Here is a 12,765-nt window from a genome sequence, read left to right on the forward strand (position 1 = left end):
AACCGGGTCCAGGGGATCGGAGCCCTATCCTTGTCCCGGCACGGCCACGGAACCACCGATCAGGACTCCCGGCCCCCGTAGCTCAGTGGATAGAGCAGGCGCCTTCTAAGCGCTTGGCCGCAGGTTCGAGTCCTGCCGGGGGCACACCGACCGCACCACCGAGAGGCCCTCCGCACCGGAGGGCCTTTCGTCGGTCAGGGGGACGCTAGCGAGCGCGGCGTCATGGCGGCGTAAGCGGCGCCCCGCCCCTCACGCGTCCCGGCGGCGGAGCAGCAGCAGGGCCCCGAGCGTGAGCGCCGTCGTGCAGGCGGCGACCAGGAGCAGGGAGGGCCAGGGGCCCAGGCTGCCCACGGTGTCGGCGGCGGCGTCCGAGGTCTGGGTGAGCTTTTCCAGGGCAGCCGTCGGGGAGAGTCCGGCGACCCAGCGTTCGGCGTCGCCGAAGAGGGGGCCGAACAGGGACGGCAGGAGCAGCAGGCCGATCACCGTGGTGACCGCACCGGCGGAGTGGCGTACGAGGGTGCCGACGGCGAGGCCGAGGACGGCGGCCACCGCGAAGGACGCGGCGATGCCGAACAGGGCGGGCAGCGGCTCGCCCCGGGCGTACCGGCCCTCCGGCAGCATGGCGTCCCCGACGAGGTAGGCGGCCGTGCAGGAGACCAGGGCGAGGAGGTACATCGCGCCCGCCACCAGCGTCGCCTTGGCGGCGAGGACCCTGCCCCGGCGGGGGCAGGCGGCGAACGTCGTGCGGATGGTGCCGCTGCTGTACTCCCCCGAGGCGACGAGCGCCCCGACGACCGCGGCCAGCATCTGGGCGACGACGGTGAGCGTGAGGCTGCCGCCGAGGACGGTGTCGTCGGGTTGCAGGCTGCCGGTGGCGGCGATGAACACCGCGCCGACGACGGGCAGTACGCCGGTGGCCGCGGTCGTCCACACCGTGGAGCGCACGCTGCGGAACTTGATCCCTTCGTAGGCGAGGGCCTCCCGGAAGCCGGTCCGGTTACGGTTCCGGTTACGGTTACGGCGGGTGTCGGACAGCGCGGGCGTGGTCGTGTTCGTGGTCATCGGACTGTCTCCTTCCTGGGTGCCGACGAGCTCCTGTCCTCGGCCCGGTACTCCACCGATGACCGTGAGAGCGTCGTGTAGACCTCCTCCAAGGAGGAGTGGGCGGGGATGAGTTCGTGGACGGCGACCCCGTGGTCCCGGGCCAGGTCACCGATGGCCGGGGCGTCGGGGCCGTCGACCCGCCAGCCGCCCCGGGCGTCCAGTCGTACGCGCGCTCCGGCCGCTTCCAGCAGGGTGCGCAGCCGTTCCGGTTCGGGGGACCTGACGAGGGTGTGCGCGCGGGAGTTGGACGCGATGAAGTCGCGCATGCCCGTGTCCGCGATGAGCCGGCCCTGTCCGATCACGATGAGGTGGTCGGCCGTCAGTTCCATCTCGCTCATGAGGTGGCTGGAGAGGAAGACCGTGCGGCCCTCCGCCGCCAGGGACTTCATGAGTCCGCGGATCCAGCGGATGCCCTCGGTGTCGAGGCCGTTGACCGGCTCGTCGAGGATCAGCACCTCCGGGTCCCCGATCAGTGCCGCCGCGATGCCCAGCCGCTGGCCCATGCCGAGCGAGAAGCCCTTGGTGCGCCTGCGGGCCGTCTCCACGGGGAGGCCGACCAGGTCCAGCACCTCCTCCACGCGACGGCGCGGGATGCCGTTGCTCGCGGCGAGTCCGGCCAGGTGGTGGTAGGCGGACCGGCCGCCGTGGACGCCCTTGGCGTCGAGCAGGGAGCCGACCGCCCGCAGCGGTACGGGCAGGTCCGCGTAGGCCTTGCCGCCCACGGTGACGCGCCCCGCGGTCGCGGAGTCGAGGCCCAGGATCAGGCGCATGGTGGTCGATTTCCCGGCGCCGTTCGGGCCGAGGAAGCCGGTCACCCGGCCCGGCCGGACCGTGAACGACAGCCGGTCGACGGCGGTTCGCCCGCCGTAGCGTTTGGTGAGTTCCGTTGCCTGGATCATGCGGCCGACGCTACGAGCGGGGGGCCGATGGCGAATCCTCCGCCGGAAGTCGCTTCCTGCTCCCGTCGGAGTAGGGCATCCCGGTGCCGCCCGCGCGCGTTCTTCGGAGGGGGCAGCCGGTGCCCGGGCCGGGCCGGCTCACCTGGCCGCTCCTCTGACGCCCACCCCACGACGCGTTGCCGGCGGACGGCCTGGACCACGCCGAACGGGCGTACACGGGCACGGAGGCGCACCCGGCGCGCCGGAAACCGTACACGCGCCTGCTGCGCGGTCTTCCGCGCCGGGCACCGGGCGTGCTCGGGTACTCCTAGCGTTCTCCCGCCCTGACCAGGCCCGTTTCGTAGGCGAGGACCACCAGCTGGGCCCGGTCGCGGGTGCCGAGCTTCGTCATCGTCCGGCTGACATGGGTCTTCGCGGTCAGCGGGCTCATGATCAGCGCCTTGCCGATCTCCTCGTTGGACAGCCCGGCGGCGACGAGCGCCATCACCTCACGCTCCCGGCCGGTGAGCACGGCGAGCCGTTCGGCGCCCGCCGCCTCGGGGGCCTTCAGCCGGGCGAACTCCTCGATCACCTGGCGGGTCACGGCGGGGGCGAGCAGGCTCCGGCCCGCCGCGACCGTGCGGATCGCGGCACGCAGGTCGTCCGGTTCGATGTCCTTCAGCAGAAAGCCCGCCGCGCCGTGCCGGAGGGCCTCGAAGACGTACGCGTCGACCTGGTACGTGGTGAGCATGACGACACGGACCCGGTCGAGCGAGCGGTCCTCGGCGATCCGGCGGGTGGCCTCCAGGCCGTCGACGCCGGGCATCCGGACGTCCATCAGCACGACGTCCGGGCGGGTCGTCCGGACCGCCTCGACGGCCCGGGCCCCGTCGGCGGCCTCCGCGACCACGACCAGGTCGTCGGTGAGGTCGAGCAGGGCGCGGAACCCGGCCCGTACGACGGTCTGGTCATCGGCGAGGACCACGCGGACGATCCCCGGCGGGCCCGCCGCGCGCTCCACCTGCCCGCTCACGGGGCCGCTCCCCCGGTTCCGTACGGCATCGTGCTCATGAGGCCGCTCCCCCGGTTCCGTACGGCGTCATGTTCATGGGGCCGCTCCCTCCGTCGGCAGTTCGGCGCGGACGCGGAATCCGCCGCCCGGCACCGGACCGTACGTGACGTCGCCGCCCACCGCGACCGCTCGCTCCCGCATGCCGATCAGGCCGAAGCCCCGGTCGGCGGGCGGGACGGCGGGCGGCGGCGCCGGGGGGCCGTCGTCCACGACCTCGACGGTCACCCGGGTGGCGTCGCGGGTCACCGACACCGCGGCGTGCCGCGCCGCGGAGTGCTTCACCACGTTGGTCAGCGCCTCCTGCACGATCCGGTACGCCGTGGCCTCGACGACCGCGGGTAGGCCGGCGCCCCCCGTCTCCCGCCGCAGGCTGACCCGCACGCCGCCCGCCTCGACCCCCGCGACCAGTTCGTCCAGCTGGCCGAGGCGGGGCGCCGGCGCCGTGGACTCCGTAGCGCGCAGGACGGACAGCGTGGCGCGCAGTTCCCGTACGGCTTCCTTGCCGGAGGCACGTACCTGGGTCATCGCCTGCCGCGACACCTCCGGCGCGGCGTCCAGCGCGTCCAGGGCCACCCCGGCCTGCACGGTCATCGCGCTCACCGTGTGCGCGAGGATGTCGTGGATCTCCCGGGCGACCCGTGCCAGCTCCTGGCGCACCCGGCGGGCGGCCTCCCGCTCGCGGTCCTCCTCGGCCCGCGCGGCGCGCGCCGCGTACTCCGTCAGCAGTTCCCGGCGGGTGCGCACCACCTCACCCAGGAGGAGCGGCACGAGCGGCCAGACCAGCTCCAGGACGGGCAGCCCCTGCGGGTTGACCACGTCCCGGCCGACCTTCAGCGCCACCGCGCCCGAGACCGTCGCGGCGATCACCCCGGTCCACAGGGTGCGCCGGCGGTCGCCCAGCACCGCGACCGTGTACAGCGCGACGATCACCGGGAGGTTCAGCAGTTCGCCGATGTGCCCGTGCAGCGCCCACCCGGCACAGGCCGCCCCGGTCACACAGACCACCGGAACGGGCCAACGGCGGCGGCAGACGAGCGCCGCCAGCGAGACCACGAGGAGGACCCAGGTCAGCGCGTCGGCCTGCCGGTAGCCGGGCTCGTTGACGGCCGCGTCGGCGGTGGTCAACACCCCCACCACCGTCACCACCAGCAGGTCCGCGACGATCGGCGGCAGAACCCGCGCACGGGCGGCCAGGCGGTCGAAGGTCATCACCCCCTCACGGTAGGAGGCAGGGGGCCGGGCCGCATACGACAGCGGGAGTAGCTGCGGGAGGGCGGCGGGCGGCTCGGGCGGCCGTGCACATCGGGCAGGAGTTCGGACATACCCGGGCGGGAGTTCGGGCACGGCGCAACCTTCCGTCCGGCAGGACGTTCGGCAGGGCGTGGGAGCGGGCAAATCGATCAGGTGGGCCCGAAGGCGGAATCCCCGCCGCAGGGCGCTCCCGACCGTCCCGTCACCCGGCGGGCGCACGCGGCTCCCCGCCGCCGTCCGCCCGCCGGTCCCGCCGACCCCACACCGAAGCGCCCGCGTGAACTACGCACCATCAGGGAAAGGAGCGCCGCGATGGCGACGCCGCTGTCTGCAGCCAGGCTGCTCAAAGCCCTCCGCGACGAAGGCCTCCACGTCGTCGAACACCGGAGCTGGCGTACCAACAACCGGAACCACAAGGGACCCTGGGGTCCGACGCACGGCGTGATGATCCATCACACCGTCACCTCGGGCACCGCGTCCTCCGTCGAACTCTGCTACAACGGCCACTCCGCCCTGCCCGGCCCGCTCTGCCACGGGGTCATCGCCAAGGACGGGTCCGTCCACCTCGTGGGGAACGGCCGGGCCAACCACGCCGGGCTCGGCGACGACGACGTCCTGCGCGCGGTCGTCGCGGAGAAGGCGCTGCCCCCGGACAACGAGGCCAACACCGACGGCAACCGGCACTTCTACGGCTTCGAATGCGTCAACCTCGGTGACGGCAAGGACCCCTGGCCGGCCGCCCAGCTGCTGGCGATCGAGCGGGCCGCAGCCGCCGTCTGCCGGGCGCACGGCTGGTCGCAGCGGTCGGTGATCGGGCACCTGGAGTGGCAGCCGGGCAAGATCGATCCGCGCGGGTTCACCATGAACGCGATGCGCACGCGGATCGCCAAGCGGCTGGGCGGTTCCCCGGACGGGCCCTCCGATCCGCCGCCGAAGCCGACGTACGAGCCGTTCCCGGGGGCCGCGTTCTTCAAGGTCGGCCGCACCAGTGCGGTCGTCACGGCGATGGGCAGGCGTCTGGTGTCCGAGGGCTGCGGCCGGTACACGGTGGGTCCCGGCCCGGCCTGGTCCGAGGCCGACCGGAAGTCGTACGCCGCCTGGCAGCGCAAGCTGGGCTACACGGGCGGCGACGCGGACGGCGTTCCCGGCAAGAGCAGTTGGGACCGGCTGAAGGTGCCCAACGTGTGACCGCAGCACGTCCGGCTCCTCCCCCTCGCCGCCCCGGGTGAAGGGGAGGAGCCGGGCGGCGTCGACGGCCACGGCGGTTCCTTGTGGTTTCCTCGTAGCGCCGGTGGCGCCCGGCGGCCCGCCGATGGAGCGCCGACGAGATCCGAGGGACGGTGCGATGAGGGCCGAGGTGCGAACGGTGGCGGCCGGGGAGCTGAACCGGTACGCCGACGGGATCCGCGACGTGTACGCGCGGGCGTTCGCCGCCCCGCCCTGGAACGAGGATCCGGCGCAGGCCGACAGCTATGCGGAGCGGCTCGCACGGGACGCGCTCCGGCCCGGCTTCACGGCCGCGGTGGCGACGGCCGGGGAGACGGTGACGGGTTTCGCCACGGCCTGGATCACCCCGGAGGCCTTTCCGGCCGACCGCAGCTACGGGCAGGTCGCCGAGGCGCTGGGGCCCGGGCGGACGCGGGCGTGGCTCTGCGGTGCGCTGGAGGTGAACGAGTTGGCGGTGGCGCCGGAGGCGCACGGCGCGGGGCTCGGCGCGGCGCTGCTGCACGCGGTGACGGGGCCCGCCCCGGACGGCCGTTGCTGGCTGCTGACCTCCGTGCGGGCCGGGTCGGCGCTGCGCCTGTACGAGCGGGCCGGCTGGCAGCGGGTCGACGCGCCCGTGCCCGGCGCGGCCGGTCTCGTGGTGCTGCTCGGCCCCCGCCATCCGCGGCGGGCGGAGGCGGGGGCGGGAGACCGGTGACCCCCCGCGTACGGAGGGGCGCCCAGCCCTACAGCGCGACGGCCAGCAGGACGCACGCCACCAGCGCGAACGCGGTGCGCACCCGGTGGAGGGTGTTCCAGCGGGATTCGAAGGCCGCGCGGGCCGCACTGTCGTCGCCGCCCTCGGAGGCGGCGAGGGCGTTGTTGAGCGGGATGTTCCCGACCACGGTCACCAGGTGACCGGCGACCACGCAGATCAGCGCCCCCAGGACGGCGGGCCCCGCCGCCTCGCCGGGCTCGCCGAGGCCGGTGAAGAACGCGGCGGCGGGCAGCGCGACGACGCCGAGGAACAGGACCAGGAAGACGGGGCCGGGGACCTTCTCGTTGAAGCGGCGCATGGCCGCCGTGAACTGCTCGTCCGTCAGGTCGCCGAGGCCGGGCATGATCGCGATCAGGAAGGTCAGCATGAAGCCCGCGTAGAGGCCGTTGACGATCGTGGCGAGCACGAGGAAGAGGGAGGTCATGGCGGACATCATGACCCGGAACGGCGTTTCACCGGACCCACTTTCGAATGACCGTGCGAAGAGTTTCGGCCCCGGTGGCCCCGGCGGCCCCGGGCCGAGCGGGCCGAGTCGGCCGAGCGGGCGGGCCGAGCGGGCCCCCAAGGACACACGTCCCGCTCGGCCTCCTCCGCCCGCTCGGCCTCCTCGGACCTCCGGCCGCTCCGCCTCAGCCCATCTCGCCCTCGCCCGGTTCCGGCTCGTCGTCCGTTCCGGATCCCCGCTCGATCCGGTCCGCCTGCCCGATGGCCTTGGCCAGCTTCGTGACGGAGCTGTCCTCGGTCGCCTCCGCCAGCCCGGCGGACCGTGAGGCGAGTTCGCCGAGGCCGGGTGCGCCGGGCAGGTCGCCGCCGCGCAGGTGGTCGGCGAAGTAGGCCGCCACCGCCGCTACTTGGAGCCGGTCGCCCCCGCCGCTCCACAGGGAGCCGTCGACCGCCCCGGTCGTCGCGGTTCCGGTCTCTTCCTGGGCCTCGCGGGTCTTGGGGTCGAGCCAGCGCACAGTGGCCTTGGCCACGGTGCCGGACGCGCCCTCACGCAGCCGTACGGCGTACAGGGCGGTCACCGTGTGGCCGGGGCCCACCTCGCCGCCGTCGACGCTGTCGTCGCGGAAGTCCTCGTCGGCGACCTTGCGGTTCTCGTAGCCGATCAGCCGGAACTGCTTCACGGTCTTCCGGTCGAACGCCACCTGGGCCTTGGCGTCGCGGGCCCGGATCTCCAGGTGGGCGGGCAGCTGGTCGACGAAGACCTTGCGGGCCTGCGTCTCGTCACCGACGTACGTGGTGTTCCCGTCGCCCTTGTTGGTGAGCCGCTCCATGAACGCGTCGCCGTAGTCGCTGCCGACGCCGACGCCGAAGAGGGTGATGCCGTACTCCCGGCGGGTGGAGTCGATCTTCTCCAGGATCCCCTCGGCTTCGGTGTCGCCGGTGTTGGCCAGTGCGTCGGAGAGGAGCACGACCCGGTTGGTGGCGCCCTTGCGGTGGCCCTCGACCGACTCCTCGTAGCCGAGGGTGATGCCCGCCTCCACGTTGGTGGACTGGTCCGGCCGCATCTCCTCCACCACGTCCTTGATCCGGTTCCGGTTGCCCTGGAGGCGGGTCATCGGCAGCCGGGTCTCGGCCGCGTCGCTGAAGGTGACCAGGGAGATGGAGTCGTCGTCGCGCAGTTCGTCGGTGAGGATGGTCAGCGACTTCCTGACCAGGTCCAGGCGACCGGTCTCGGCCATGGACCCCGAGATGTCGACGACGAACGTGAGGGCCGCGGGCGGCCGTTCGGCGGTCGACGGGGCGGCCTCGGTGGCCAGGCCGACGCGGAGCAGCGACCAGTCGGAGGCTCCGGTTCCACCGCCCCCGCCCTTCCCGGAGCCGATGCGCGCCCCGTCGACGTTCACCGAGAAGCCGGGGCCCTTGGGCCGTTCGTACCCCTGGCGGAAGCTGTTGACGAACTCCTCGGGGCGCACCTCCTCGGGAGAGGGCAGCCTGCCGTCGCCGAGGGTGCGGCGCGCGTAGCCGTAGCTGGCGGTGTCCACGTCCAGGGCGAAGGTGGAGAGGTAGTCGGGTGCCGCGAAGCCCGGCCCGCTCTCGTCACCGGACTCCCCCGTCGGCGCGGCAGACCGGCCCTTCTCGGGCGCCGCCGCGTCCGGCGCGGGCTGTCCGCCGCCGGTCGATCCCTGCCCGTTCCGCGTATCCGAGGTCAGGTCGCGCTTGCCTTCCGAGGCGCTGTCGCCGCTGCCGCACGCGGTGAGGACCATGGCGCCCGCCAGAAGGAGCGCCATGGCGCCCGCCCGGCCCCCCGCCCGGACACCTGCCCTGCCTTCCGTCCACTTCTCGTGTCGTCGGCCTGCCTGGTGCATGTGTAACCCCCCACGTCGTCACGATGTCCTCGACATCTGTGAATGTGACGTACGGGGTCGCCGACCGGAGTCGGCGAAAGCGTTGCGGAACCATCTCGATGCGGCAACAGCGGGCGGGAAACCGGCGGAACATCAGGTTCAGGACACGATGTCCTTACGACTGAACCCGCGGAAGGCCAGCGCGAACAGGATCAGGGCATAGGTCACTGATACGGCCGTGCCCTTGATCATGCCGCCCCACTCCAACTGCGGCTGGAGGGCGTCGGCCCAGGCGAACTGCCAGTGCGCGGGCAGGAAGTCGCGCCAGGAGCCGAGCGCGGTGACCGCGTCGAGCACATTGCCGACGATGGTGAGGCCCACCGCGCCGCCGACCGCGCCCAGCGGGGCGTCCGTCTTCGTGGACAGCCAGAACGCCAGCCCCGCGGTGACCAGTTGGGAGACGAAGATGAATGCCACGACGATCGCGAGACGGGGCACCGTGTCCCCGGCGGACAGCGCTCCCCCGGTGGGCAGTTTCAGCGGCCCCCATCCGTAGGCCGCCGTGCCCGCCACCAGCGCGACGAGCGGCAGCAGCACCATCGCGGCCAGGCTGAAGCCGAGGGCGACGACGAGCTTGGACCAGAGCAGCCGGACGCGCGGCACGGGCGCGGCGAGCAGATAGCGCAGCGAGGACCAGCTCGCCTCGGAGGCGACGGTGTCCCCGCAGAACAGGGCCACCGGCACCACCAGCAGGAATCCGGCCGAGACGAACAGCGAGGTGGCGGCGAAGTTCGCGGCGGACTCGGTCGCCACGTCCATCAGGTTGATCCGGCCACCGCCCCCGCCGCCGCCTCCTCCGCCGTCCTCGCCGTCCGGCGTGCCGCCGATCGCGAAGGCGATGATCAGGATGAAGGGGAGGGCGGCGAGGATTCCGCCCATCAGCAGGGTGCGCCGTCTGCGCAACTGCCGCATGGCCTCGACGCGGAGGGGAAGAGTGCGCCCGGCACGGTAGCCGGGGGCCTCCGGGTGTTCGGTCTCCACCCGGGCCTCGGGGGGCTGTACGGGGGCGCTCATGCTGCTCCTCCGGAGATGAGGGTGAGGAAGGCGTCCTCCAGGCGGCGGTGCGGTCCGACGCCGGTGACCGGGACGTCGAGCCGGACGAGATCGGAGACCAGCCGGGAGGTGGTGGCCCCGTCGAGGCGGACGAGGAGTCCGCGCCCGTCGTCGGTGCGGACGGCGGAGCCGATACCGGGCAGGGCGGCGACCTTCTCCGCCAGCGGCTCGGACACCTCGTCCGCCGTGGTCACCAGGATCATGTCGCCGGATCCGGTGATCTCGGCGACCGGTCCGGCCTGGACGAGCCGGCCCCGGTCCATGACGACCAGGTGCGTGCAGGACTGCTCGACCTCGGAGAGGAGGTGGCTGGAGACGATGACGGTCCGGCCGCCGGCCGCGTACCGGATCATCACGTCCCGCATCTCGCGGATCTGCGGCGGGTCGAGCCCGTTGGTCGGCTCGTCGAGGATCAGCAGGTCCGGCATGCCGAGCATGGCCTGGGCGATGGCCAGCCGCTGCCGCATGCCCTGGGAGTACGTCCGTACGGCACGGGCGAGCGCGTCGCCGAGCCCGGCGATCTCCAGGGCCTCCTCGATGTACGCGTCCTCGGCGGGGCGGCCGGTGGCCTGCCAGTAGAGGTCGAGGTTGGCGCGCCCGGAGAGGTGGGGCAGGAACCCGGCCCCCTCCACGAACGCCCCGACCCGGGACAGCACCGGCGCGCCCGGCCTGATGGCCTGCCCGAAGACGCGGATCTCGCCCTCGTCGGGGGTGATGAGCCCCATGAGCATGCGCAGGGTGGTCGTCTTGCCCGCGCCGTTGGGCCCCAGGAGTCCGAGGACCTGGCCCTTCTCGACGCGGAAGGACAGCTCGCGCACGGCGTACCGGTCGACCGCCTTCGCGTACTTCTTCGAGAGACCGGTGATCTGGAGCGGTACGTCGGTGAGCGCGGGGTCCGGCGCGGGCGTCGCGGTCCGGCGGCGGGCGGTGAGCAGCAGCCCGGCCGCGATGACGAGGGCGGCGGCCGGGAGGCCCCAGGTCCACCACGGGAGGGTGGCCGCCGCGGTCTTCACGGCGGGCGCGGTGGGGACGGTCAGCGGTCCGTCGGCGGTGACGGTGTACGTGGCCGGCTCGGCCGGGGACGCGTAGCCGAGGTCGGTCGCGGAGAACACCAGCCGCATCCGGTGTCCGGCGTCGAACTCGTGGTCCACGGCGGGCAGCGCCAGCTCGACCGGCTTGCCCTGCTGGTCGGGGGTGATCCGGTAGGGGGCGACGAGCTGGTGGGGCAGCACCTGCTGCCTGCCGTCCGGCGACACGTCGTACACCTTGCCGAAGAGCACCGCGTCCCGGCCGCCGCTCGCCGTCACGTTCACCTTCACGGTGGGCGTGCCGGTGACGCGTACGGAGGTGTCCAGCGGGGCGGACTCGAAGCGGGCGAACTGTCCGGGGAAGTCGAGCGAGAGCCCGACGCCGAGGGAGGAGAGCTGGGCGAGTCCGCCGCCGACGCCGGGCACGGCGGAGATGGCGGGCGGTGCGGCGCCGGCCGGGTTGCGGAAGGTCTTCGTCCCGCCGCCGAGCGCGATGTCCCGGCCGCCGCCGCGCAGCCCCGGGTAGGTGTCGCCGCTCGCGCCGCGCAGGAGGGCGGCGCCGTCGGTGGAGTCGACGCCTCCGGTACGGGTGACGCGGAAGGCGGGCCCGGTGCCGGCGCCGGTGTCCTCCTTGAGATAGCGGTCGAACCAGGAGCCGACCCGGCCCTGGACCCGCCCGGTCTCACTGTCGCCGCCGTCGTGACCGCCCGAGATCCAGTCGACGGATACGGGAGCGCCGTTGGCGCTGATGGCCTTCTGCATGGCGTCGGCCTGGCCGAGCGGGAAGAGGGAGTCGGACTGCCCCTGCAGGAGCAGCGAGGGGACCTTGATGCGGTCGGCGACGGCGGACGGCGAACGCTCGGTGAGGAGGTCGATCGCCTCGGCGTCGGGCTTGCCGCTGACCGCGACGCGCTCGTACATCTCGCAGAGCCGCTTCTCGAACTTCTCGCAGCCGCCGCCGGTGGTGATGAAGATCCCGGCCCAGAGCTTCTTGAAGACCCCGTCGGGGAAGAGGGCGTCGGCGAGGTCCCAGTAGGTGATCACGGGCGCGATGGCGTCGACCCGCTCGTCGTGCCCGGCAGCGAGCAGCGAGACGGCCCCGCCGTAGGAGGCGCCGGTGAGCCCGACCCGGGGGTCGCCCTTCTCGTCGAGCTCCACCTCGGGCCGCTCCGCGAGCCAGTCGATGAGCCGCGAGACGTCCTTGACCTCGTGGTCCGGGTCGTTGAGGGAGATCTCCCCGCCGGACTTGCCGAAGCCGCGCGCCGACCAGGTCAGCACGGCGTACCCGTCGGCGGCCAGCTTCTCGGCCTGGGCCCGTACGTCGTTCTTGCTGCCGCCGAAGCCGTGTCCGATGAGCACGGCGGGCCGCTTGCCGGAGCCTTCGGCGTGGAAGTACGAGGTGTCGATCGGCACCCCGTCCATGCGCAGTGTCCGGTCCTCGCGCTGCACGGCGGGCGTGCCGTCGTCGGCGACGGCGGTCCAGGTGCCGCCGCCCACGAGCACGGCGAGCGCGGCGCCGACCGCGGCCCACCGGCCAGGGGTGCGGGGCAGCAGGCGCCGCCATCGAGCAGTAGAGGTCTCCATCCCTCGACCCTAAGCGGAGGACGCAAGTCGGTTGCGTGCCGCCAGGGGGAGGCGGGCGGCCTCCCTGAGAGGTACGGCGCGCCCCCGCCGTACTCCGGACGCGGTACAGAATGCCCTCAGACCCCTTGCCCCGGGAGGCCATTGTGGACATTCGCCGCGCTACGACCGTCAGGGAACTCCTGGCCGCCGGCCACCTCTACGACGCACCGCCCCGTGAGGAATGGGCCGCCCGCTTCCTCGCGGCGGACGGTCATGTGCTGCTGATCGCGTACGTGGACGGCGTCCCGGCCGGCTTCGTCACGGGCATCGAGATGCTGCACCCGGACAAGGGCACGGAGATGTGCCTGTACGAACTCGCCGTCGACGACCCGTTCCGCCGCCGGGGCATCGGCAGGGCCCTGACGCTGGCGCTCGTGGCCGTCGCCCGGGAGCGGGGGTGCTACGACCTGTGGGTCGGGGTGGAGGG

Annotated in this window: 11 protein-coding genes and 1 tRNA gene; 4 read left to right on the top strand and 8 right to left on the bottom strand. The window is 73.3% G+C overall.

What is annotated here, in order from left to right; translation table 11 throughout:
• The first annotated feature begins 71 nt into the window (after positions 1-71).
• Positions 72-144, top strand: a tRNA-Arg gene (locus tag HET64_RS04335).
• Positions 145-249: 105 nt separating this feature from the next.
• Here the strand turns inward: HET64_RS04335 and HET64_RS04340 are convergent.
• The 4 genes from HET64_RS04340 to HET64_RS04355 all read right to left on the bottom strand — a co-directional run bounded on the left by HET64_RS04340 (position 250) and on the right by HET64_RS04355 (position 4,263).
• Complete coding sequence (locus tag HET64_RS04340; protein ID WP_251144753.1) at positions 250-1,062, bottom strand: ABC transporter permease subunit; 813 nt, start codon at positions 1,060-1,062, stop codon at positions 250-252.
• Positions 1,059-2,003: an ATP-binding cassette domain-containing protein gene (locus tag HET64_RS04345; RefSeq protein ID WP_215102475.1), complete on the bottom strand. Its 945-nt coding sequence runs from the start codon at positions 2,001-2,003 to the stop codon at positions 1,059-1,061. The genes HET64_RS04340 and HET64_RS04345 overlap by 4 nt, the downstream gene beginning before the upstream one ends.
• A 307-nt stretch (positions 2,004-2,310) precedes the next feature.
• Entirely contained in the window at positions 2,311-2,976 is a 666-nt protein-coding gene (locus HET64_RS04350; RefSeq protein WP_215102496.1) for a response regulator transcription factor, read from the bottom strand.
• Between the two features lie 111 nt (positions 2,977-3,087).
• The gene (locus tag HET64_RS04355) at positions 3,088-4,263 is read right to left on the bottom strand and encodes a sensor histidine kinase (RefSeq protein ID WP_215102477.1); all 1,176 of its coding nucleotides are present in this window, start codon (positions 4,261-4,263) and stop codon (positions 3,088-3,090) included.
• 354 nt (positions 4,264-4,617) lie between these two features.
• On the opposite strand from HET64_RS04355, the gene HET64_RS04360 reads away from it, so the two are divergent.
• Both HET64_RS04360 and HET64_RS04365 read left to right on the top strand, forming a co-directional pair.
• Positions 4,618-5,493, top strand: a complete 876-nt coding sequence (locus HET64_RS04360) for a peptidoglycan-binding protein (RefSeq protein ID WP_215102479.1) — start codon at positions 4,618-4,620, stop codon at positions 5,491-5,493.
• A gap of 157 nt (positions 5,494-5,650) precedes the next feature.
• A complete protein-coding gene (locus HET64_RS04365) occupies positions 5,651-6,226 on the top strand; it encodes a GNAT family N-acetyltransferase (RefSeq protein ID WP_215102481.1) in 576 nt (191 codons plus the stop codon).
• A gap of 28 nt (positions 6,227-6,254) precedes the next feature.
• On the opposite strand, the gene HET64_RS04370 is transcribed toward HET64_RS04365, so the two are convergent.
• The 4 genes from HET64_RS04370 to HET64_RS04385 form a co-directional block, all read right to left on the bottom strand.
• Complete coding sequence (locus HET64_RS04370; protein WP_215102483.1) at positions 6,255-6,722, bottom strand: DUF1772 domain-containing protein; 468 nt, start codon at positions 6,720-6,722, stop codon at positions 6,255-6,257.
• A gap of 193 nt (positions 6,723-6,915) precedes the next feature.
• Complete coding sequence (locus tag HET64_RS04375; protein ID WP_215102486.1) at positions 6,916-8,517, bottom strand: von Willebrand factor type A domain-containing protein; 1,602 nt, start codon at positions 8,515-8,517, stop codon at positions 6,916-6,918.
• 216 nt (positions 8,518-8,733) lie between these two features.
• Positions 8,734-9,648: an ABC transporter permease gene (locus HET64_RS04380; protein WP_215102488.1), complete on the bottom strand. Its 915-nt coding sequence runs from the start codon at positions 9,646-9,648 to the stop codon at positions 8,734-8,736.
• A complete protein-coding gene (locus tag HET64_RS04385) occupies positions 9,645-12,299 on the bottom strand; it encodes an alpha/beta fold hydrolase (RefSeq protein ID WP_215102490.1) in 2,655 nt (884 codons plus the stop codon). Before HET64_RS04385 ends, HET64_RS04380 begins: the two co-directional genes overlap by 4 nt.
• Positions 12,300-12,442: 143 nt before the next feature.
• On the opposite strand from HET64_RS04385, the gene HET64_RS04390 reads away from it, so the two are divergent.
• Positions 12,443-12,765 (top strand): GNAT family N-acetyltransferase (locus HET64_RS04390; RefSeq protein ID WP_215102492.1); only part of this gene is annotated, 323 nt, incomplete at its 3' end.

Source organism: Streptomyces sp. McG3 (genome assembly GCF_018619185.1).
GTDB lineage: Bacteria > Actinomycetota > Actinomycetes > Streptomycetales > Streptomycetaceae > Streptomyces.